The sequence below is a fragment of the Gordonia paraffinivorans genome, from assembly GCF_900683595.1.
GTDB lineage: Bacteria > Actinomycetota > Actinomycetes > Mycobacteriales > Mycobacteriaceae > Gordonia > Gordonia paraffinivorans.
The window spans coordinates 339,391-357,866 of the sequence record NZ_CAACYD010000005.1 but is presented as its reverse complement, the minus strand read 5'-3'; the positions used below and the strand labels follow the sequence as shown (position 1 = coordinate 357,866).

Here is an 18,476-nt window from a genome sequence, read left to right as displayed (position 1 = left end):
TGGCTCGGTCACGGGCAGCCCGACACGGGGCGATCGGTTGAAGGAGGCAGCAGATGGCGCAGGAACAGACCAAGCGTGGTGGTGGCGGCGACGACGAGGGCGTGGGCCCCGATTCCGGTGCCGGACAGGAACGTCGCGAGAAGCTTGCCGAGGACACCGACGACCTGCTCGACGAGATCGATGACGTTCTCGAGGAGAACGCGGAGGACTTCGTGCGTGCGTACGTGCAGAAGGGCGGCCAGTGAGCGACGGTTTCGGTTCACTGCCCCCACTCTCACAGTTCCGTACCGGTTCCGCTCTGGGCGCCGACATCTCGTCGTTCACCGAGTTCCTCCGGCGCCATGCCCCGGAGCAGCTGCCCCAGGCGCAGGTTGACCGCGTGGGCACCTTCGCCGGGGGCGTCGACGGTGCGGGCGACATCCCGCACGGCACGACCATCGTCGCCGTGTCCTACCCGGGCGGCGTGGTGATCGCCGGTGACCGGCGCGCCACGATGGGCAACCTGATCGCCACCCGCGACGTCAAGAAGGTCTACATCACCGACGACTACTCGGCGGCCGGCATCGCCGGCACCGCGGGTATCGCGATCGAGATGGTGCGCCTGTTCGCCGTGGAGCTCGAACACTACGAGAAGATCGAGGGCGTCCCGCTGACCCTCGACGGCAAGGTGAGCCGCCTGGCCAGCATGGTCCGCGGCAACCTCGGCGCGGCGATGCAGGGCCTCGCGGCGATCCCGCTGCTCGTCGGGTACGACACCGACCACGACGACCCGCGCGAACCGGGCCGGATCTTCACCTTCGACGTGGCCGGCGACCGGCACGAGGAGTTCGGCGGCTATACCGCCATCGGCTCCGGTTCGGTCTTCGCCAAGTCGTCGCTGAAGAAGCTCTACCGTCCGGACCTGACCGCCGACGAGGCGCTGTCGATCGCGGTCGAGTCGCTCTACGACGCCGCCGACGACGACTCGGCCACCGGCGGTCCGGACCTGGTGCGCCGGATCTTCCCGATGGCCGCCGTCGTCGACGCCGAGGGCGCCCGGGAGGTGGACGCGGACGAGATCGAGAACGTGGCGCGGACCGTCGTCGAACGCCGCGCCTCCCAGCACGAGGGGGGTGCGCGATGACGTTCCCGTACTACGCCAGCGCCGAGCAGATCATGCGCGATCGCTCGGAGCTCGCACGCAAGGGGATCGCCCGCGGCCGGTCCGTGGTCATCCTGACCTACGCCGACGGTGTGCTGTTCGTGGCGGAGAACCCGTCCAACACGCTCCGCAAGACCAGCGAGATCTACGACCGGATCGGTTTCGCCGCGGTCGGCAAGTACAACGAGTTCGAGAGTCTGCGCAAGGCGGGCATCCAGCTCGCCGACATGCGCGGTTACAGCTACGACCGGCGCGATGTCTCCGGCCTGTCGCTGGCGAACACCTACGCCAACGCGCTCGGCAGCGTCTTCACCGAGCAGGCCAAGCCGTTCGAGGTGGAGTTGTGCGTGGCCGAGGTCGCCCGCCCGGGCAAGCCGAAACCGTCTCAGCTGTATCGGATCTCCTACGACGGGTCGATCACCGACGAGACGCGGTTCCTGGTCATGGGCGGCAACACCGAGCCCATCGCCGCCGCGCTCAGGGAGACCTACCGGCCCGACATGGAACTCGGCGAGGCGATCGGCGTTGCGGTCAAGGCCCTGGCCACGCCGACCGACGCCGGGAACGGCACGGCCGGCACGCCCCGGCAACTCACCGCCGGCGACCTCGAGGTCGCGATCCTCGACCGCAACCGTCCGCGGCGGGCGTTCAAGCGTCTGACCACCGCGGCGGTCGAGCAGTACCTGCCGGCTCCGACCGCCTCCGCCGAGGAGTCGACTGGCGACACCCCAACCGGGGAAACGACATCCGACGACTCCGGAGACGGATCGAATCAGTGACGCGACGGCTCGCGGCGGCCGGGTTCTCATGCCCGGTCGTCCGCGGGTCCCGCGGGTAGGGTTGGTCAAGTGCAGCGACGAATCATGGGCATCGAGACCGAATTCGGTGTCACGTGCACGTTCCACGGTCATCGTCGGCTCAGCCCCGACGAGGTGGCCCGGTACCTGTTCCGGCGCGTCGTGTCGTGGGGACGCTCCTCCAACGTCTTCCTGCAGAACGGTGCCCGGCTCTACCTCGATGTGGGCTCGCATCCGGAGTACGCGACGGCCGAGTGCGACGGCCTGATCCAGCTCATCAATCACGACCGCGCCGGTGAGCTGGTCCTCGAGGACCTGCTCGTCGACGCCGAACAGCGCCTGGCCGACGAGGGCATCGGCGGCGACATCTACCTGTTCAAGAACAACACCGATTCCGCCGGCAACTCCTACGGCTGCCACGAGAACTACCTCGTCGTGCGGGCGGGGGAGTTCTCCCGCATCTCCGACGTGCTCCTGCCGTTCCTGGTCACCCGCCAGCTCATCTGCGGCGCGGGCAAGGTCCTGCAGACCCCGAAGGCGGCCACGTTCTGCCTGTCGCAGCGCGCCGAGCACATCTGGGAGGGCGTCTCCTCGGCGACCACCCGTTCGCGCCCGATCATCAACACCCGCGACGAACCCCACGCCGACGCCGAGAAGTACCGGCGTCTGCACGTCATCGTCGGCGATTCCAACATGTCGGAGATGACCACGCTGCTCAAGGTCGGTTCGGCGGCGCTGGTGCTGGAGATGATCGAGGCCGGCGTGGCGTTCCGAGACTTCGCCCTCGACAACCCGATCCGCGCGATCCGCGAGGTCAGTCACGACCCGACCGGCCGCCGCCAGGTCCGGCTCGCCGGCGGCCGCACGGCCAGCGCCCTCGACATCCAGCGCGAGTACCACGCCCGCGCCGTCGAGCACATGGCCAACCGGCGTCCCGATCCCGAGATGGACATGGTCGTCGACCTGTGGGGCCGCATGCTCGACGCGGTCGAGACCGACGACTTCTCCAAGGTCGACACCGAGATCGACTGGGTCATCAAGCGCAAGCTGTTCCAGCGCTACCAGGACCGGTACTCGATGGAGCTCTCCGACCCGAAGATCGCCCAGCTCGACCTCGCCTACCACGACATCAAGCGCGGGCGCGGCGTGTTCGACGTGCTGATGCGCAAGGGGCTCGTCGCGCGTGCGACCACCGACGAGGCGATCAAGCAGGCGGTCACCGAGCCGCCGCAGACCACGCGCGCCAAGCTGCGCGGCGACTTCATCGCCGCCGCGCAGAAGGCCGGACGCGACTTCACCGTCGACTGGGTCCATCTCAAGCTCAACGACCAGGCCCAGCGCACCGTGCTGTGCAAGGACCCGTTCCGCAGCGTCGACGAGCGCGTCGACCGACTGATCGCGTCGATGTGACGCGGCGGGGCCGGCAGGTCTGTGCCGGCGCCGCGTGCCTTCGCCCACCGACCGCACGTACGTTCTAACCTGACCCTGTGGCCACTCCCAAAGTCGAGCGACTGCTCAACCTCGTGATCTGCCTGTTGTGGACGCGGCAGTACGTCACCGCCGAGTACATCCGCAAGAACGTCGCGGGCTACTCCGACGAAGGCCAGTCCGACGAGGCGTTCAACCGGATGTTCGAGCGCGACAAGAACGAACTGCGCGACCTCGGCATCCCGCTGGTGACCGGGCGTTCCCCGATGTCTGGCGGTGCCGAGGGCTACCGCATCGACCGCGACACCTACGAACTGCCCGACATCTCCCTGGACTCCGAGGAGGCCGCGGCGATCGCGATGGCCGCGGCGCTGTGGGACACCCCGGAGGTGTCGACCCTGTCGCAGTCGGCGATCCTCAAGCTCCGCGCCGCCGGCCTCGACGTACGCAGCGAGGACGACCTCGGCATCACCGCGGGCGGCTCGACCCGGTCGATGGGCTCGGAGCAGGTCATCGCCGGGTTGCTCAACGCCGTCCAGGACCGGCGTGCGGTCGAGTTCACGCACCGCTCCTCGGCGACCGCGACCCCGGCGACCCGTCGCCTGGAGCCCTGGGGCGTGGTGTCCCATCGCGGACGCTGGTACGTCGTTGGCCACGATCTCGACCGTCAGGCGACCCGCACCTTCCGGCTGTCGAGGATCTCCTCGGTCAAGGCGGTCGGTCGCGCCGGCGCGGTGACGGTGCCCGAGGGCACCGACCTGCAGAAGATCGTGTCCGCCGCCGTCGACTCCGCCGCGGGCACCGACGGCCGCACCGCGCGGATCTGGGTGGCCGCCGGGCGCGCCGCCGGCCTGCGACGTGCGGCGGCGGCCTCCGAGCCGGGGGAGCTGGACGGGGAGGCGGGTGACGTGCTGACCGTCGAGATCCACTCGCTGTCGGCGGTGGCGCGGATGGTGCTCGGCGCCGGCGCCGATGCGGTCGTCCTGGACCCGCCCGAACTGCGCGACCTCGTGGTCGCCGCACTCGACCGGCTGGCGGGGGTGAGCGCCTGATGGCCGCAGCACAGCCGTCGCGGCTCACCCGGTTGCTGGCGATGGTCCCGTACTTCCAGGCCCGCAACGGCATCTCGATCGAGCAGGCCGCTCGCGAACTCGGCGTCACCCCGACCCAGCTCACCAAGGACCTCGAGCTGCTGTTCGTCTGCGGGCTGCCCGGCTACTACCCCGACGACCTGATCGAACTCGAGTTCAGCGAGGGGTTCGTGAACGTCGGCTTCACCGCTGGTATGGACCGTCCGCTCCGGTTGACGACGATCGAGGCGAGCACCCTGCTCGTCGCGCTCCGTGCCCTGGTCGAGACCCCCGGCGTCGTGGACGTCGCGGCCGCCCGGCGGGCGATCGCCAAGATCGAGGAGGCGGTCGGGGCGACCGCGGTCCCGGGTCTGCCCGGTCCCGACGACTCGGAGCCGGCGGGGGACAACCCCACCTACACGACCGTCCGGGAGGCGGTCCGCAAGGGTCGCGCCCTGCGGCTGCGGTACTACTCGGCCAGCCGCGACAGCGTCTCCGAGCGGGTCGTCGACCCCATCCGCCTGCAGGTGATGGACCAGCACACCTACCTCGAGGCGTGGTGCCGGATGGCCGAGGGGGTGCGGCTGTTCCGGTTCGACCGCATCGACACCGCGGAGGCCCTCGACGAGTCGAGCCGCCCGCCGGCCGAAGCCGAGGCGTCGCCGCAGTCGGTGCTGTTGCCCGAGAACCCGGACCTGCCCGCCGTCGAACTCGAGATCGACCCGGATCACCTGTGGATTCTCGACTACTACCCGGTCGAGCCGATCACCCGGATCGAGGACCGCGAGCCCGACCAGCCGGTGCGCGTCCGGATGGTCTACGGCTCGCCCGACTGGCTGACCCGCTTCGTGCTCGGGTTCGGCGGATCGGTGCGGGTGGTCGACGAACCGGCGATCGCCGAGGCCGTCGCCGTGGCCGCCGCCCGCGCACGTGACCGATATCGCCGGTCGGCGCCTGACACGGTCTGAGCTGGACTCGGGTAGCATCAGTTTCATCTGGCTTCGACCTGAAGGGTTTACTCATGGGCTTCATGTCACCGTGGCATTGGGCGATCGTCGTCGTGGTGCTGGTGCTTCTGTTCGGCGCGAAGAAGCTGCCGGACATGGCTCGAGGCCTCGGGCAGTCGCTGCGCATCTTCAAGAGCGAGGTCAAGGAGATGCAGAAGGACGACCAGCCGTCGGCCTCCGCGGCTCCCGCCGAGCCCCAGCGCGAACTCCCGTCCGCTGACGGCGAGCAGCCGGGCACCTCGTCGAACGCCGACGCCAAGAAATCGGCATAGGGGCGCGTCGGAGAGTTCGGGTGCGCATCCCCTTCGACCCTCGATACCGCAAGCGCAAACTCAACCCCGACGGCACGATGTCGTTGGTGGAGCATCTCTATGAGTTGCGCACGCGACTGGTCATCTCGATGTTGGCCATCATCGCGACCACCATCCTGGGTTTCGTCTGGTACAGCTACGGCTTCCTCGGCGTGCCGTCGCTCGGCGACATGCTCCGCGGCCCGTACTGCGACCTGCCGCCCTCGGCACGGGCGAGCCTGACCGCCGACGACTCGTGCCGTCTGCTGGCGACCGGTCCGTTCGACCAGTTCATGCTGCGACTCAAGGTCGCGCTGACCGCCGGCATCGTGATGGCGTGCCCGGTCTGGATGTACCAGACGTGGCAGTTCATCACCCCGGGCCTGCACGACAACGAACGCCGCTACGGCCTCGCATTCGTGTCGATCGCGACGACCCTGTTCGTCGCCGGTGCCGTTCTCGCCTACGTGGTCGTCGCCAAGGCCTTCGACTTCCTGTTGACGGTCGGCAACGAGGTGCAGGTCACGGCGCTGGCCGGCGACCAGTACTTCGGCTTCATGATCAACGTGCTGGTGATCTTCGGTGTGAGCTTCGAGCTCCCGTTGCTGATCATCGCGCTGAACATCGTCCGCGTGCTGCCCTACGAGCGGCTCAAGAAGTGGCGGCGCGGCCTGATCTTCGCCATGTTCGTGTTCGCGGCGATCGTGACGCCCGGCCAGGATCCGTTCACCATGCTCGCGCTCGCGCTGGCGCTGACCGTCCTGCTGGAGTTCGCGATCCAGTTCGCCCGCATCCATGACAAGCGGCTGGCCAAGAAGGCCCCGGCGTGGGAGGGACTCTCCGACGACGAGGCGAGCCCGCTGCCGCCGATGCGCCCGGTCCCGCCGCCGTCGCCGGTCGCGACCTCGGCCTCCGGGGCCCCCAACGCCACCAGGACCTCCACGCGGGACCGTGACACGTTCGACGACGTCCTGTGACGCACCTCGACGCGTTCACGTCGCTGCTCGACTTCGGACTCGACGACTTCCAGCGCCGTGCCTGTGAGGCCCTCGAAGCCGGGCACGGCGTTCTCGTCTGCGCCCCCACCGGTGCGGGCAAGACGATCGTCGGCGAGTTCGCCGTGCATCTCGCCCTGGCCGGCGGCACCAAGTGCTTCTACACGACGCCGATCAAGGCACTGAGCAACCAGAAGTACGCGGACCTGGTCGCCGTCCACGGCCACGAGTCGGTCGGCCTGCTCACCGGCGACTCGTCGATCAACCCCGACGCCCCGGTCGTCGTCATGACGACCGAGGTCGTGCGCAACATGATCTACGCCGAGTCCCGTGCCCTCGACGGCCTGTCGCACGTCGTCATGGACGAGGTCCACTTCCTCGCCGACCGCTTCCGAGGGGCGGTCTGGGAGGAGGTCATCCTGCACCTCGAACCGTCGGTGCGGGTGGTGAGCCTGTCGGCGACGGTCAGCAACGCCGAGGAGTTCGGCGACTGGATCCAGACCGTGCGCGGAGACACCTCGGTCATTGTCGACGAGCACCGGCCGGTGCCGTTGTCGCAGCACATGCTGGTCGGCAACCGGTTGTTCGACCTGTTCGACCCCGCCGACCGCGCCCCCGAGAGGCGCACAGGGGCCCGGCCGCGGGTCAATCCCGACCTCAAGCGCCAGATCCGGCACCGCATCCTCCTCGCCGAGGACGACCGCGAGGCCCGGGGCCGCGGCCGCCGCAGCGGCGCGCCCCGGCACCGGGGTGGCCGGGGCGCGGTCCTGTCTCGGCCGCACATGGTCGGCGTGCTCGACCGCGAGGGCCTGCTGCCGGCCATCGACTTCATCTTCTCGCGCGCCGGCTGCGACGCGGCGCTGTCGCAGTGCCTGCGCTCGGGGCTGTCCCTGCTCGCGCCGGAGGAGGCGGCCGCCGTCGACGAGGTGGTCGACCGGCACCTGTCGGACCTGTCGCCGGGCGACGCCGACGTCCTCGGCGTCGACGAATGGCGCGAGGGACTGCGCCGAGGCCTCGCCGCGCACCACGCGGGTCTGTTGCCGATGTTCCGGCACGCTGTCGAGGAACTGTTCGTCAAGGGTCTGGTCAAGATGGTGTTCGCGACCGAGACCCTCGCGCTCGGCATCAACATGCCGGCGCGGTCGGTGGTGCTCGAGCGTCTCGTCAAGTACAACGGCGAGTCGCACGTCGACCTGACGCCGGGGGAGTACACGCAGCTGACCGGCCGGGCGGGTCGCCGCGGCATCGACGTCGAGGGACACGCCGTCGTGGTGTGGACCCCCGAGGTGGTGCCCGAGGAGGTCGCCGGTCTCGCCGGCGCCCGCACCTTCCCGCTTCGAAGCTCCTTCTCGCCCGAATACAACATGGCCGTCAACCTGCTGGACCGGCTCGGACTCGACGGCGCGCGTGAACTCCTGCACCGGTCGTTCGCGCAGTTCCAGGCCGACCGGTCGGTGGTGGGGCAGGCCCGCAAGCTGCACGAGTCGCAGCGGGCGCTGCGCCGGCTCGACGCCGAACTCGCCCGCGCCGCGGAGGCGAGGGGACTCGAACCCGGCGGCGGCGAGGACGCCGAACCCTACGAGGGCTTCCTCGGGTACATCACCCTGCGCGAGGACATCCGGCGCCGCGAGCGAGACCTGAAGTACCGCAAGCGTATCCATACCGAGGACGCGATCGTCGCCGACCTCGCCGCACTCAAGCGCGGCCACGTCATCGCGGTGCCGGTCGGCCGGCACCGCGGTCTGGCGGTGGTCGTCGAACCGGCGACGCAGGCCGCCGACCCCAAGCCGCTCGTCGTCACCGAGGACGCATGGTGTGGCCGGGTCGCCTTGCGCGACTTCGTGAATCCGCCCGAGGTCCTGGGCAACATGCGCCTGCCGAAGAACGCCGATCGCCGGACCGGGCGCGGACGCCGCGACCTCGCCTCCGCACTGCGGTCCACCGGCATCGAGATGCCGCGCGGACGGTCGAAGAAGCGGTCGGATGCGGCCGACGACCCCGAGCTGCGTGCTCTCCGGCGCACGTTGCGCGAGCACCCGGCCCATCAACTCGACAACGGCGACGAACTGTTCCGTCTGGCCGAGCGGCGCAACCGGCTCCTGCGCGACATCGTCAACGCCGAGCGCGCCATCGGCGAACGCACGTCGACGCTGGGTATCACCTTCGACCACATCGTCGGCGTGCTGACCGAGCTCGGATATCTCGAGAAGGTCCGCGACGCCTCGGAGTCGACCGGCCACACGATGCGCGTCACCGACGCCGGGCGGGTGCTCTCCCGCATCTACAGCGAGAGCGACCTCGTGGTCACCGAGTGCATCCGCGCCGGTGTGTGGGAGGAACTGTCGCCGTCGGATCTCGCCGCCGTCGTCGCCGCCCTCGTCTTCGAGAGCCGTCGCGACAGCTACGGCGGCATCGACACGATGCCCGGCAGCCGGTCGTTGCGCGTGGCGTTGGGGGCGACCGTCGACATCTGGAACCGCGTCACCGCCGTCGAGGCCCGCCATCGGGTGACCCCCACGCGCGAACCCGACACCGGGTTCTCGCTCGCCGTCGCCACCTGGGCCTCCGGACGCTCCTTGACAGAGGCCCTCGTCCTGGCCGGCGAGCGGGGACAGTTGCTGTCGCCGGGCGACTTCGTGCGCTGGAACCGCCAGGTCATCGACCTGCTCGAGCAGATCCGGCTGTGCGTCGGCACCGACACGCGTCTCGGCGGGACCGCTCGTGCGGCGGTGAAGGCGATCCGGCGCGGTGTGGTCGCGGCCGAGCTGGGCTGAGAACCAGGCGCGAGCAAGGTTGTCGCTGGTCAACGGAGCCGACCGGCCCCGTCGTCCGCCGGCCGGACGACGTGCCCGCGCGTCCCGTGGATCGTTTCCTGATACTCGCCATCAGCTGAGGTAACGTTCATCGCGCATTCGGTGTCGGGGTGGGATCGCTCCCGGCGCTGCCGCGTGACGTCACAGTTCGCCGACACCCACAGAGGGGTCAGGCCGAGTGGGAGGGACTCATGACCGACCCGTACAACCCGAATCCGTCCCAACCCGACCCGGGCCGGCCGGGATCTTCGGACAAGACCGAGATCATCAACTCGCCGGGTACACAACAGGGCGCAGGCGCGCCGCAGGCCGACCCGACCACCGTCAACCAGAACCCGGCGTTCGGTCAGCCACCGCAGAACCCGTACCAGCAGAATCCGTACGGCCAACCGCCGCAGGGCGGATTCCCGCAGAACCAGCCCGACCCGGGCCCGCCCCAGCCCGGCCAGGCCCAGCCGACCCAGGTGGCGTTCCCGGCCTCGCAGCCCGGCGGGCAGTACGGTCCGCCCGATCAGCAGGGCTTCGGCCAGCAGGCACCCGGACAGCCGAACTACGGCGCTCCCGGCTTCGGCGGCCCGTCGCAGCCGTACGGCCAGCCGGGTCAGCCCGGTCAGTTCGCCCAGCCGGGTCAGCCGGGTCAGTTCGGCCAGCCGGGTCAGTTCGGCCAGCCGGGCCAGGCCCCGGGCACTCAGGGCCCCTACGGCCAGCAGTTCGGTGGATCGGATCAGTTCGCCGGGATGGCCACTCCGCCGAAGTCGAACAAGAAGCTGCGCACCGCGCTGTTCGCCGGCGGCGGTGTGCTCGTCCTCGTCGCGGCGATCCTGCTGATCACCGCCTTCGCAGGCCGGGTTGGGCGCCGAAGAACCTCGACCAGCAGGCCGCGCAGCAGGGCGTCCAGAAGATCCTCACCGAGGACTACCAGGCCTCGGAGGTGAGCGACGTCAAGTGCCCGTCGGGTCAGCGCGTGAAGAAGGGCGAGTCGTTCACCTGCTCGGTCAAGGTCGGCGGCCAGGACCAGAAGGTCACCGTCACCTTCATCGACGACGACGGCAAGTACGAGGTCTCGCGCCCGAGCTGATCGGTCAGCTCCAGCCCAGCGCCTTCGACAGCCGGCCCACCGAGGCACCGATGCCCAGCTCCTCGACGAGCGCATCGAGTGCCTCGGGGTCGGCGGGTTCCGACGGCAGGGTGTCGGGTCCGCTGTCGATCGTGTCGGCGTCGGTGCGCACACACACCACGGTCCGCGCCTTCTCCAGGTAATCGGCGGACGCCAGCAACGCCTTGCGCGCCCGCGTCGGCAGGCTCGACGCCGGGTCGTTCGCCGCAGCCTCGAGGGCGTCGAGGCTGCCGTACTCGCTGATGAGTTTCGCCGCGGTCTTCTCGCCGATGCCGGCCACACCGGGCAGGCCGTCGGACGGATCGCCGCGCAGCATCGACATCTCCGCATAGCCCATGCCCGCCCGCTCGACCGGCACGCCGTACTTCTCGGCGACCTCGACAGGTCCCATCATCTCGGCCTTGGCGAGGCCGCGGCCCACGTAGAGGACGCGCACCGGAACCGGGTCGTCGGCGACCACCTGCAGCAGGTCGCGGTCGCCGCTGACGACGATCACCGGGTCCTTCGCCTCGTCGTAGGCCAACGTCCCGATCACGTCGTCGGCCTCGCATCCCACCGCCCCGGACGTGGCGATACCCGCTGCGGCGAGGACGTCCATGATCATGTCGACCTGCGGGGTGAGCGTGTCCGGCACCTCCTCGACGTCGATCGTGGAGGCGCCGGTGGGATCCGTGGCGCCGTCCTCGACGGCGACGCGATGCGCCTTGTACGACGGGATGAGCTCGGTGCGGAAGTCGGGACGCCAGTCGAGGTCCAGACACACCACGAGACGGGTCGGGTGTTCGCGGGTCACGAGATTGGCGATCGTGTCGATGAATCCCCGGACCGCGTTGACCGGCCGCCCGTCGGGGCTGGTCATCTTCTCGGGCAGGGCGTAGAACGACCGGAACCACAGGCTCGCACCGTCGAGCAGCATCAACGAATCCGTCACCCTCACACTCTCGCATTGACGGCTCCGCCGCGTCACCACGACCCGCGCACCCGGCGGTAGTCTTCGACCATGGCAGCGTCTCAGAGCACCACGCCCACCGCCGATCCGGCCGATGCCGCGGCACCGCTCTTCGCCCCGGAGGTCTATCGCGACCGGATGCGCCGTGCCGCGGAGCTGACCGCCGAGGCGGGCCTCGACGCGCTGGTGGTGTCGCCCGGACCGGATCTGCGCTATCTCGTGGGCTCCCGTGCCGACACCTTCGAGCGTCTCACCGCTCTCGTCGTCCCGGCGGCGGGCACCCCGAGGCTGGTGATCGCCCGACTGGAGGTGCCGTCGTTGTCCGCCTCTGCCGTCGGCGAACTCGACATCGAGGTCGCCGACTGGGTCGACGGCGACGATCCATACTCACTCGCGCTGTCGGGGATCGGTGCGGGGGCCGCGATCGCGGTCTCGGATTCGATGCCCGCCCTGCATGTGATCCCGTTCGCCCACAAGACTGGCGCCACACCACAACTGGCCACCGCCGTGCTGCGCGAACTCCGCATGGTCAAGGACGGCGCCGAGATCGAGGCGCTCCGTCGCGCCGGCTCCGCCATCGACCGGGTGCACGCCCGTATGGGGGAATGGCTGGTCCCCGGCCGCACCGAACGCGAGGTCGCCGACGACATCCGCGCCGCGATCCTCGCCGAGGGCCACAGCGAGGCGGCGTTCATCATCGTCGGCTCCGGACCCAACGGCGCCGATCCGCACCACGAGTTCTCCGATCGCGTCATCGAACGCTCCGACATCGTCGTCATCGACATCGGGGGACCGGTGGAACCGGGCTACAACTCCGACTCGACCCGCACCTACTGCTTCGAGCAACCGCCGACCGAGATCGCCGACGCCTACGCTGTGCTGCACGACGCGCAACGCGCCGCGGTGGCGGCGGTCCGGCCCGGTGTCACGGCCGAATCGGTTGACGCCGCCGCACGCGATCTGCTCCGCGCACATGGCCTGGCGGACAAGTTCATCCACCGCACCGGCCACGGAATCGGTCTGTCGGTCCACGAGGAGCCCTACATCGTCGAGGGCAACGACATCGTCCTGCGCCCGGGGATGGCCTTCAGCGTCGAACCGGGCGTGTACTTCTCCGGTCGCTGGGGAGCGCGCATCGAGGACATCGTCGTCGTCACCGAAGACGGTTGCGAGTCGCTCAACAACCGGCCGCACGAGCTCGTGCAGCTCTGACGCCGCGCCCTCAGCCGAAGAACACCGCCGAGCCCATGACGCGCTTCACCTCGATCTCGATGGCGACGCGGCGCGGATTCGGCTGCGGCTGCCGGTACCGGCGCGCGTAGCGCTCCTCGGCGTCGCGGACCCGTTCGGGCTCACGGGTCACCCGGGCCGGCCCCTCGAGTGTCAGCCACCGCGGGCCGTCGATGTTGGTGACCGACGCGTATCCGCCGCGGTCGACGTTGCGGACCTTCTGGCTGCCCTCGACGGTGATCACGCGGGCGAGACCGGCCTCGGGATCCCAGGTGAACCCGACCGCGACGACGTGCGGCGTGCCGTCGGCGCGCAGCGTCGCGAGCGTCCCGAGGTGGCGTTCGGTGAGGAATTCCGTGGCGGCGGGCCCGATGTCGGCGGCTGTGCGTGGCATGGCAGCAACGCTAGCGCGACACGGCGGTGGGGACCGCGCCGGGCTGATGCATACTGCTGACCATGGCGTCTCACCGGTCCCCAGGCTCCCTCGTGCTCTTCGGCGGACGCAGCGAGATCGGCGTGGCGACGGCCGAGAGACTCGCCGAGGGCCGCACCGTCGTGCTCGCCGCGCGCCGGCCCGACGACCTCGCCGACGAGACCGCGAGGCTCCTCGCCGCCGGGGCCACCGAGGTGCACACCGTCGCCTTCGATGCCGACGACACCGATGGCCACCCCGCCCTGATCGCCTCGCTCGTGCAGCGGTTCGGGCCGATCGGCATCGCGATCGTCGCCTTCGGCATCCTCGGCAACCAGGAACGCGCGGAGAACGACGTGGCTCACGCCCTGCAGATCGCCCACACCGACTACTACGCCCACGTCAGCGTGCTGATCCCGCTCGCCAAGGCCCTCCGCGAGCAGGGGCCGGGCGGGCAGGGTTCGGGCACGATGATCGTCTTCTCCTCGGTCGCCGGCATCCGAGTGCGTCGCGCCAACTACGTCTACGGATCCACCAAGGCCGGTCTCGACGGCTTCGCCAGCGGCATGGCGGACTCCCTGCACGGCACCGGCGTCCGGCTCCTGCTGGTGCGCCCGGGTTTCGTGATCGGCTCGATGACCCGTGAACTCATGGAGTCCGGCGTGAAGCCCGCCCCGATGTCCAGGACCCCCGAGCAGGTCGCCGACGCGGTGGCCCGCGCCTACCGCAAGGGTCGCGGCGAGGTCTGGGTCCCGTGGATGCTGCGGCCGGTCTTCTTCGGGATGCGGCTGCTGCCACGCGCGATCTGGCGGAGACTTCCCCGGTGACCCCTCGTCCGGATGCCCGGCCGAGGTTCGTGGTCGTCGGGATCGGCGCCGACGGCTGGCGTGGGCTCGGTGACACCGCACGCGACGAACTCCGGAACGCGCGCGTGATCTACGGCGCCGCACGGCAGCTGGCCCTGCTGGACGAGGTCGCCGCCGAGCTGGCCGGAGAGCTAGTGTGCTGGCGATCCCCGATGTCGGAACACCTCGCCGAGGTCCTGGCCTCCGTGCCGGACCCCGCGGGTGTCACGGACACCGTGCACATCCTCGCCAGCGGCGATCCGATGTTCCACGGGGTCGGTGCGAGCATCGTGGCCCGCGTCGGCGCCGACCGGGTGCGTGTGTATCCGGCCGTGTCGAGCGTGAGCCTGGCATGCGCCCGCCTCGGCTGGGATCTTTCGACCACGCGGATCGTCAGTGCCGTCACCGCCGACCCGGAGATCGTCCTCACCGAGGCCACCGACGGCGCCCGCGTCCTGGTCCTCAGCCGTGACCGGACCACCCCGGCGGCAGTCGCGACGATCCTGTCCGACAACGGATTCGGGGACTCGACGCTGACCGTTCTGGAGCAACTCGGCGGACCCGCCGAACGCGTGTACTCCGGCACCGCCGGCACGTGGCCCCATCCGGACGGCGATCCGCTCAACATCGTCGCGGTCGACTGCATCGGCCCGCGGGTCTCCCGCGTGCCGGGACGCCCCGACGACTCCTACGAGCACGACGGGCAGATCACCAAGTCGACGATCCGCGCACTGACCGTTTCGGCACTGGAACCCGCCGGGCCGCAACTGCTCTGGGACATCGGGGCGGGTTCGGGGAGCGTGTCGATCGAGTGGCTCCGCACCGACGGGCGGGGCCGGGCTGTCGCCTTCGAGCGTGACCGGGTCCGCGCCGAGCGACTCTCGGCGAACGCCCGCCGCCACGGCGTCGCGCACCGACTCGACGTCCGCGGTCCGGCACCCGAGTCGCTCGCCGGCGCGCTTGCCGACGCGGGGGCTCCCGATGCCGTCTTCATCGGCGGCGGACTCGACGACGGCCTGCTCACCACCGCGTGGGAGGCATTGCGCGCCGGCGGTCGCATCGTCGTCAACGCCGTCACCGTGGAGAACCAGGCGATCCTCATCCGCAGGCGTGAGGAACTCGGGGGCTCGCTTCGCCGTTTCGTCGTGGAAGCCCTGTCCCCGCTGGGCACCATGAGCACCTGGCGGCCCGCCCTGCCGATCATCCAGTGGGCGGCCACGAAGCCGACCGGCACGCCCCCGCGCACGCCCACCCCGGAGGAGGATGTCTCGTGACCGTCTACTTCATCGGCGCGGGACCAGGGGCACCCGACCTGATCACCCTGCGCGGCGCTCGCCTGCTCGGCGAGTGCCGGACCTGCCTGTACGCGGGATCGCTGGTACCGGGCGAGCTGCTCGACCTGTGTCCCGACGGAGCGACACTCGTCGACACCGCACGCATGCCGCTGACCGACATCATCGACCACGTCGTCGCCGCCCACGACCGCGGCGACAACATCGCGCGACTGCACTCCGGCGACCTGTCCATCTACTCGGCGCTGGCCGAACAACAACGGGAACTCCGCGCACGCGGGATCCCGTACGAGATCGTTCCCGGCGTCCCGGCGTTCGCGGCCGCCGCCGCGGCACTCGACACCGAGCTCACCGTGCCCGGCGTCGGGCAGAGCCTGCTCATCACGCGCGTGTCGACGCTGTCGACCGACATGCCGCCGGGGGAGGACCTCGCCGAACTCGCCGCCACCGGCGTCACCCTCGCACTGCACCTCGCCGCGCACCGGGCCGAGCAGATCGTCGAGGACCTGACGCCGTACTACGGGGCCGACTGCCCGACGGCGACCGTCGCCTTCGCGAGCCGTCCCAACCAGCAGGTCGTCCGCTCCCCGTTGCACCGGCTCCCCGAGGCACTCGACGCCGCGGAGATCCGCAAGACCGCGGTGATCTTCGTCGGCAGGGTCCTCGACGCCGCGGCCGATCCCGAGGTCACCGACAGTTACCTGTACTCGCACGCTCGGATGACCAAGCTCCGCAAGGACCCCCACCCGTGAGCGACCATCCCGAAGGTCGGCTCGGGCCGACCGCCGAGCAGCAGCCCGAGATCCTCGTCCTCGGCGGCACCGGGGAGGCCCGCACCCTCGCCGCGATGCTGGACGAGGCCGGAGCCGCGTTCGTCAGCTCCCTCGCCGGGCGCGTCGCCAACCCGCGCCTGCCCGTCGGGCCGGTGCGCATCGGAGGATTCGGCGGCGCGGACGGTCTGCGGGAGTGGTTGATCGCCAACCGGATCCGAGCCGTCGTCGACGCCACGCATCCGTTCGCCGCGACCATGACCCGCAACGCCGCCCGGGCCGCGGCCGACGCCGGTGTGCCCCTGCTGCGCCTGCGTCGCGATCCGTGGATTCCCTCGGAGGGCGATCATTGGGTCCGGGTGCCCGACCTTTCCGCCGCCGCACGAGAGGTCCGCCGCCGCGGGCGCCGGGTCTTCCTCACCACCGGACGTCAGGACGTGGGCGCCTTCGCCGACATCGACACCGCATGGTTCCTCATCCGCGTCGTCGACCCGCCGACGTCGGAACTCCCACCGCACCACGAGATCCTGCGGTCACGCGGGCCGTACCACCACGACGCCGAACTCGAACTGCTCCGCAGTCGGCAGATCGATCTTCTGGTCACCAAGAACAGCGGGGGACCGCTCACGAGGGCCAAGCTCGACGCAGCGGCCGAACTGGGCATCGAGGTCGTCGTCGTCGACCGGCCGGCCGAACCCGACCTCCCGACCGTCTCAGATGCCGCCGAGGCCCGCGCCTGGCTCCGGCGGCTGCTCGGCTGATCCCACGGCCGACGACCCCGCGCCATCGGGCGCAGGCTCCTCGCCGCCGACCTCATAGCGTCGCGGCGTGTAGACGAGCCGGCCCGCTGCGCGCGGCACCGACCTGGTCGTCGACGAACCGATGACGATGAGAGTGCGCATGTCGACCACCTCCGGATCGAACTCGCCAACCGTCGTGGTCGTCACCGATTCCTCCGGGCCGCCCACGTCACGGCCGAGCACCACCACGCGGTCCGGCGAGACAGTCTGCAGCAGAGTGTGTTTCAAGGCGCCGACCTGCCAGGTCCGGCTCGCCGACCCCGGGTTGTAGATCGCGATGACCAGGTCCGCGGCCAGCGCGGCCCTGATGCGTCGTTCGATCACCGACCACGGCTTGAGCCGATCCGACAGCGAGATCACCGCGAAGTCGTGTCCCAGCGGGGCGCCGACCGCCGCGGCGACCGCGTTCGCGGCCGTCACGCCCGGCACCACGCGAACCGCAACGTCGTGCCACCGGGGTTCGGACGCCACCTCGGCGACCGCCGCGGCCATCGCGAACACACCGGGGTCGCCCGACGAGACGACCGCGACCCGGGCGCCGCGCCGGGCGAGATCCAATGCGAACTCGGCTCGTTCGGACTCGACCCGGTTGTCGCTGGGATGCACCCGCTGACCCGGTCGGGGCGTGACCCGCTTCAGATAGGTGGTGTAGCCGACGAGGTCGGTCGCCCGCGCCAACTCGGTGCGCACCTCCGGCGTGGTCCAGCTGTCGTGGCCCGGGCCGAGGCCGACGACCACCACTTCACCGGGCACCGGTTCTGCTTCGAAACGCGGATTGTTCCGTCGTCCCGGCACGACGATGATCGAGAAGTACGGCACCTCTGCCGGATTCACCTCAGCGGCGGGCATCACCTTTTCGACCGTCGTCGACGCCCGCTCGACGTAGAACGCCTCGTCGAGGCGGCCGGCCCGGCGCAGGGCCTCCCGCACCCGTTCGAACGTGCGGCCGAGCTTCATCACCACGATGGCGTCGGCCGAACGGAACCGGAACAGCAGTTCTTCGGTGGACGCGGTGCCCGGCACCACCGTCAGCGTCTCGTCGCCCTCGACGAGTGGCACGCCCGTCGCGGCCGAGGCCGCGCTCACCGACGTGACGCCCGGCACGATCTCCGCCTCGAAGTGCGGGGCGAGTCGCTTGTGCATGTGCATGTACGAGCTGTAGAAGAGCGGGTCCCCCTCGGCGAGGAGCACCACATCGCGTCCGGCGCGCAGGTGTCCGGCCAGCCGCTCGGCGCTCTCGGCGTAGAAATCGTCGAGTGCGCCCTGATATCCGCCGGGATGATCGGTGGTCTCCGTGGTGACCGGGTACATGAGCCGTTCCTCGGTCTGCCCGTCGTGCAGGTAGGGTTCGGCCACCGACCGGGCGATGCTGTTGCCGTGGCGCGCACAGTGATACGCGATCACGTCGGCCGTGCTGATGGCGCGCGCCGCCTTCACGGTCATCAGCTCGCTGTCGCCGGGACCGAGCCCGACACCCCAGAGCTTGCCCTGCTTCACGCCGTCTGCGACTCCCGACACGC

At 70.3% G+C, this 18,476-nt stretch carries 17 protein-coding genes and 1 pseudogene; 15 read left to right on the top strand and 3 right to left on the bottom strand.

Annotated elements, in window-relative coordinates:
• Positions 1-53: 53 nt before the first annotated feature.
• From E1P53_RS03770 to E1P53_RS03725, 10 genes and pseudogenes are all read left to right on the top strand, one after another.
• Positions 54-245, top strand: coding sequence for a ubiquitin-like protein Pup (locus E1P53_RS03770; RefSeq protein ID WP_004019064.1), 192 nt, complete (start codon positions 54-56; stop codon positions 243-245).
• Complete coding sequence (gene prcB / locus E1P53_RS03765) at positions 242-1,123, top strand: proteasome subunit beta (RefSeq protein ID WP_006899437.1); 882 nt, start codon at positions 242-244, stop codon at positions 1,121-1,123. The genes E1P53_RS03770 and prcB overlap by 4 nt, the downstream gene beginning before the upstream one ends.
• Positions 1,120-1,920 (top strand): proteasome subunit alpha, encoded by an 801-nt coding sequence (gene prcA / locus E1P53_RS03760; RefSeq protein WP_131733516.1) that lies wholly within the window; start codon positions 1,120-1,122, stop codon positions 1,918-1,920. The genes prcB and prcA overlap by 4 nt, the downstream gene beginning before the upstream one ends.
• A gap of 69 nt (positions 1,921-1,989) precedes the next feature.
• Positions 1,990-3,348, top strand: coding sequence for a Pup--protein ligase (pafA, locus tag E1P53_RS03755; protein ID WP_040526447.1), 1,359 nt, complete (start codon positions 1,990-1,992; stop codon positions 3,346-3,348).
• 77 nt (positions 3,349-3,425) lie between these two features.
• The gene (locus E1P53_RS03750; protein WP_006899434.1) at positions 3,426-4,418 is read left to right on the top strand and encodes a helix-turn-helix transcriptional regulator; all 993 of its coding nucleotides are present in this window, start codon (positions 3,426-3,428) and stop codon (positions 4,416-4,418) included.
• Positions 4,418-5,404 (top strand): helix-turn-helix transcriptional regulator, encoded by a 987-nt coding sequence (locus E1P53_RS03745; RefSeq protein WP_109236968.1) that lies wholly within the window; start codon positions 4,418-4,420, stop codon positions 5,402-5,404. The genes E1P53_RS03750 and E1P53_RS03745 overlap by 1 nt, the downstream gene beginning before the upstream one ends.
• A gap of 53 nt (positions 5,405-5,457) precedes the next feature.
• Positions 5,458-5,715, top strand: a complete 258-nt coding sequence (gene tatA, locus E1P53_RS03740; RefSeq protein ID WP_006899432.1) for a Sec-independent protein translocase subunit TatA — start codon at positions 5,458-5,460, stop codon at positions 5,713-5,715.
• A gap of 20 nt (positions 5,716-5,735) precedes the next feature.
• Positions 5,736-6,710 carry a twin-arginine translocase subunit TatC gene (gene tatC, locus E1P53_RS03735; RefSeq protein ID WP_006899431.1) on the top strand — a complete coding sequence of 325 codons (975 nt, stop codon included), beginning with the start codon at positions 5,736-5,738 and terminating at the stop codon, positions 6,708-6,710.
• Positions 6,707-9,502, top strand: coding sequence for a DEAD/DEAH box helicase (locus E1P53_RS03730; protein ID WP_131733515.1), 2,796 nt, complete (start codon positions 6,707-6,709; stop codon positions 9,500-9,502). Before tatC ends, E1P53_RS03730 begins: the two co-directional genes overlap by 4 nt.
• 230 nt (positions 9,503-9,732) lie before the next feature.
• Positions 9,733-10,619: pseudogene (locus tag E1P53_RS03725) on the top strand (DUF4333 domain-containing protein).
• 4 nt (positions 10,620-10,623) lie between these two features.
• Here E1P53_RS03725 and E1P53_RS03720 read toward each other — a convergent pair.
• Positions 10,624-11,574 (bottom strand): 5'-3' exonuclease, encoded by a 951-nt coding sequence (locus tag E1P53_RS03720; protein ID WP_006899428.1) that lies wholly within the window; start codon positions 11,572-11,574, stop codon positions 10,624-10,626.
• 84 nt (positions 11,575-11,658) lie between these two features.
• Between E1P53_RS03720 and E1P53_RS03715 the strand changes: the two genes are divergently transcribed.
• A complete protein-coding gene (locus tag E1P53_RS03715; protein ID WP_006899427.1) occupies positions 11,659-12,819 on the top strand; it encodes a M24 family metallopeptidase in 1,161 nt (386 codons plus the stop codon).
• A 10-nt stretch (positions 12,820-12,829) separates the two neighbouring features.
• Here the strand turns inward: E1P53_RS03715 and E1P53_RS03710 are convergent, their stop codons facing one another.
• Positions 12,830-13,231, bottom strand: coding sequence for a PPOX class F420-dependent oxidoreductase (locus tag E1P53_RS03710; RefSeq protein ID WP_006899426.1), 402 nt, complete (start codon positions 13,229-13,231; stop codon positions 12,830-12,832).
• 62 nt (positions 13,232-13,293) lie between these two features.
• Here E1P53_RS03710 and dprE2 point away from each other — a divergent pair, with 62 nt between their 5' ends.
• From dprE2 to E1P53_RS03690, 4 genes are all read left to right on the top strand, one after another.
• Positions 13,294-14,076 carry a decaprenylphospho-beta-D-erythro-pentofuranosid-2-ulose 2-reductase gene (gene dprE2 / locus E1P53_RS03705; RefSeq protein WP_131733514.1) on the top strand — a complete coding sequence of 261 codons (783 nt, stop codon included), beginning with the start codon at positions 13,294-13,296 and terminating at the stop codon, positions 14,074-14,076.
• Positions 14,073-15,368: a precorrin-6y C5,15-methyltransferase (decarboxylating) subunit CbiE gene (gene cbiE / locus E1P53_RS03700; protein WP_230823531.1), complete on the top strand. Its 1,296-nt coding sequence runs from the start codon at positions 14,073-14,075 to the stop codon at positions 15,366-15,368. Before dprE2 ends, cbiE begins: the two co-directional genes overlap by 4 nt.
• The gene (gene cobM / locus E1P53_RS03695; protein ID WP_131733513.1) at positions 15,365-16,138 is read left to right on the top strand and encodes a precorrin-4 C(11)-methyltransferase; all 774 of its coding nucleotides are present in this window, start codon (positions 15,365-15,367) and stop codon (positions 16,136-16,138) included. The genes cbiE and cobM overlap by 4 nt, the downstream gene beginning before the upstream one ends.
• Positions 16,139-16,233: 95 nt before the next feature.
• Positions 16,234-16,917: a cobalt-precorrin-6A reductase gene (locus tag E1P53_RS03690; RefSeq protein WP_051997169.1), complete on the top strand. Its 684-nt coding sequence runs from the start codon at positions 16,234-16,236 to the stop codon at positions 16,915-16,917.
• On the opposite strand, the gene E1P53_RS03685 is transcribed toward E1P53_RS03690, so the two are convergent.
• On the bottom strand, positions 16,870-18,474 hold the full coding sequence (locus E1P53_RS03685) for a precorrin-2 C(20)-methyltransferase (protein WP_006899421.1): 1,605 nt from the start codon (positions 18,472-18,474) through the stop codon (positions 16,870-16,872). The two genes, E1P53_RS03690 and E1P53_RS03685, sit on opposite strands and share 48 nt — an antisense overlap.
• Positions 18,475-18,476: the final 2 nt, after the last annotated feature.